4 protein-coding genes are annotated in these 3,727 nt (G+C 55.7%); all 4 read left to right on the top strand.

Annotated elements, in window-relative coordinates:
• On the top strand, positions 1-1,208 hold a 1,208-nt coding region (gene purF / locus AC2VLY_RS11020; protein WP_486922276.1), incomplete at its 5' end, for an amidophosphoribosyltransferase.
• Positions 1,205-2,422 (top strand): O-succinylhomoserine sulfhydrylase, encoded by a 1,218-nt coding sequence (locus AC2VLY_RS11025; protein ID WP_193649674.1) that lies wholly within the window; start codon positions 1,205-1,207, stop codon positions 2,420-2,422. The genes purF and AC2VLY_RS11025, both read left to right, overlap by 4 nt.
• Positions 2,423-2,485: 63 nt before the next feature.
• Positions 2,486-3,079: a CBS domain-containing protein gene (locus AC2VLY_RS11030; RefSeq protein ID WP_486894137.1), complete on the top strand. Its 594-nt coding sequence runs from the start codon at positions 2,486-2,488 to the stop codon at positions 3,077-3,079.
• A 41-nt stretch (positions 3,080-3,120) separates the two neighbouring features.
• Positions 3,121-3,727 (top strand): CNNM domain-containing protein (locus AC2VLY_RS11035; protein WP_486922277.1); only part of this gene is annotated, 607 nt, incomplete at its 3' end.

The raw sequence follows: 3,727 nt of genomic DNA on the forward strand, positions 1-3,727 counted from the left end.
AACTGCCCGGTGAGCAGGCCATTGGCCATGTCCGTTATTCCACGGCGGGCGGTTCTGTGCTCAGGAATACTCAGCCGATTTTTATCAATTACCGGCATGGCGCTTTTGCTGTCGGGCATAATGGTAATCTGGTCAATGCGGATGAATTACGCCTTCGTCTGGAACAGGAAGGCGCTATTTTTCACACGGATATGGACACGGAAGTCATCGTCCACCTGCTGGCGCGAGTGCCCGGAGACGACCCTGGAACCCGTCTCGCTGCTGCACTGAAACAGGTTTCGGGTGCTTATTCCTTGGTTTGCCTGACCGAAACCCGCCTGATCGGCGTGCGCGACCCCATGGGTTTTCGTCCCCTGGTTCTTGGTCGTCTTGTTGATTCCGGGGGGTTTGTGCTGGCTTCCGAAACCTGTGCCCTGGATTTGATGGGTGCTGAATTTGTCCGGGATATTGAGCCCGGCGAACTCATCATTATTTCCAAGGAGGGCATTGAAAGCCGCAAGCCTTTTGCCCCTGCCGAACGCAGAATGTGTGTGTTTGAATACATTTATTTTGCGCGACCTGATAGTGTGCTGGATGGCACCCATGTGTATTCGGCGCGTAAGCAGATTGGCAAGGCCCTTGCCCATCTGCACCCGCGCGAGGCTGATTTGGTGGTACCCGTGCCGGACTCGGGTGTCGCTGCGGCCATGGGTTATGCAGAAGCTTCCGGTCTTCCCTTTGAGCTGGGCCTGATCCGTAATCATTATGTCGGTCGCACGTTTATCCAGCCCGCCCAGCGTGGCCGCGATTTTGGCGTCAAGGTCAAACTCAATGCCCAACCCAATATTCTCCGTGGTAAACGCGTCATTCTGGTAGATGACTCGATTGTGCGCGGCACTACCAGTGCCAAAATCGTCAATCTGGTGCGCGCTGCCGGGGCGCGTGAAGTACATTTTCTGGTCAGTTCACCACCGACAACGGGCCCCTGTTATTGCGGCATTGATACCCCGGACCGCTCCCAATTGATTGCCGCCCAGCATAGTATTGAGGAAGTGCGTAAAATCATCGGGGCGGACAGCTTGGGCTATATCAGTCTGGAAGCGCTGTACGAAGCGGTGGGTGCGCGCACCCAGGGATTTTGTGATGCCTGTTTCAGTGACGACTATCCGTTGCCTACCCCGGAAGGTCATGGCTCCCGTCAGTTGCACCTGCTCAAGGAGGTGAAATGAGTTCAGAAAATCAGGATGCGGATTGGACTGCTCAATTGCGTCCGGAAACCCTCGCCATTCGTTCGGGCATTCATCGAACCCAGGAACAGGAACACAGCGAAGCCATTTTCCCGACTTCCAGTTTTGTATTCAACTCCGCTGAAGAAGCGGCCGAGCGTTTCGCCGGGCGAGTCCCGGGGAATATTTACGCGCGCTTTACCAATCCGACAGTGCGCACATTTGAAGAACGTCTGGCCGCTCTTGAAGGTGCTGAGGCTTGTGTAGCGACCGCTTCAGGAATGGCCGCCTGCATGACGGCCTTCATGGGGTTATTGAAGGCTGGCGATCATATTGTCGCATCGCGTTCCATTTTCGGTACGACGGTACAGTTTCTCAGCACCATTCTCGGACGTTTCGGGGTGGAAACCACCTTTGTGCCCCTGGCGGATCTGGAGGCCTGGAAAGCCGCCATTCGTCCGCAAACCCGTTTGCTGTTTCTGGAAACCCCTTCCAATCCCCTGACGGAAATTGGCGATATGGCGGCTTTGGCCGATCTGGCGCATCAACACGACGCCTGGCTGGTGGTGGATAATTGTTTCTGTACTCCGATACTTCAGCAACCTCTGCGGTTTGGGGCCGATCTGGTGTTACATTCTGCCACCAAATATCTGGACGGGCAGGGCCGGACTCTGGGTGGTGCCGTGTGCGGCAGTAACGCCCTGTTGAATAATGGACCCCGCAATTTTGTGCGCACCGCCGGCCCCAGCCTGAGTCCGTTTAATGCCTGGGTGCAGCTTAAAGGACTGGAAACTCTGGCTTTGCGCATGGAAAAGCATTGTCAGAACGCCCAGCAAATTGCTGAGTGGCTGGTGAGCCGTCCGGAAGTGGAAAAAGTGTATTTTCCAGGCCTGAAAACGCATCCGCAATATGCCCTGGCCACGCAGCAACAAAAACGTCCAGGTGCCATCCTCTCCTTTGATCTGAAAGGTGGGCAGGCGGCAGCCTGGGCTTTCGTCAATGGCCTGCGCCTGCTTTCCCTGACTGCCAATCTTGGGGACGCCAAAACCACCATCACCCACCCGGCCAGCACGACCCATAGCCGGGTCAGTCCCGAAGCCCGGGCTGCTGCAGGTATTGGCGACGGCTTGCTGCGCATCAGTGTCGGACTGGAACATGTAGATGATCTGCGGGATGATTTGCAAAGGGGTTTTGCGGCCGCAAATAGCACTGTCTGATTTGCGCTATGCTGTATTTACAGAGAGTTGTTTCCCTATCATTAAACTTACGGAGAAAAAGAGATGACAAGATTCCGTGCCTTACAACGTTATGGCCTCCAGCCGGATACCCGCATTTGTCTGTTTGACAATGGTTTGCCCTTGAGTCTCAAGCCGGAAGACTCCGCACTGAAAAGCATGACGGATCTGCGCCGCGTCCCGGCCGCATCCACCAAGCCGGAGTCCACTATTGATCAGGCCATGCAGCGCATGATTCATGTGGGCGTACGCCTGTTATTTGTTCTGGATGATTTGGGGACCCTGGTCGGCCTGATTACCGCCCGGGACATCATGGGTGAAAAGCCGGTGCGGCTGGCTGCAGAAGAGCATGTCGCCCGTGATGACATCAAGGTCCAGAATATCATGGTGCCCCTTGGACAAATTGATGTGCTGGATTTTCCCGAAGTAGAACGCTCCACTGTAGGAGACATTGTCCTCACCCTGCGCAAGGCCGGCCGCCAGCACGCTCTGGTACGTGAAGAGACGCCACATGGCATTGAAATACGTGGAATTTTCTCTATCAGCCAGATTGCCCGGCAGCTGGGTGTAGCCCTGCAAAGTAATGATGTGGTGCAAAGCTTTGCCGGTTTGGAGCAACTCATCGCCAGTGATGACTAAACACATTCCGAGCAAAACGCTGCAGATGGGGGCCTGCCCCGGTGACTGAGGCAAACGGGCTGCTACTGGCAGCCCTCCTGATTTTTCTCAATGGATTTTTTGTGGCGGCCGAATTTGCTCTGGTCCGCCTGCGCAGTACCCATGCGCGTACGCTGGCCCAGGAACATGGGCTGCGTGGGCGAATTCTGGTGCGGATGCATGCGCGTCTGGATGCTTATCTTTCTGCCACACAATTGGGCATTACGTTTGCCTCTCTGGGAATAGGCTGGATTGGTGAGCCCGCCATGGCGCATCTACTGGAGCCGGTGTTCCGGTTTTTCGGAGTTCGAGACCCGGCTCTGCTCCATTCCATCGCCCTGGCAGTGGGCTTTGCCCTGGTTTCATTCGTGGTTATTGTGATTGGTGAGTTGGTGCCCAAATCTCTGGCCATTCGTAAAGTCGAAGCTGTTTCCCTGTGGACGGGCGCTCCGCTCTACGCCTTCTATTGGCTGATGTATCCCGCCATTTTTATTCTCAACGGGGCAACACGCATTGTGCTGCGTCTGTTTGCCCTGCGTCTGGATCAGCATGCCGGCGATGCGCCGCATTCCCGGGATGAACTGGCGATGATTCTTGCCCTCAGCCAGGCTCAGGGAACCCTGGGTCAGC

The sequence above is a fragment of the Acidithiobacillus sp. TH-A36 genome (assembly GCF_057473445.1).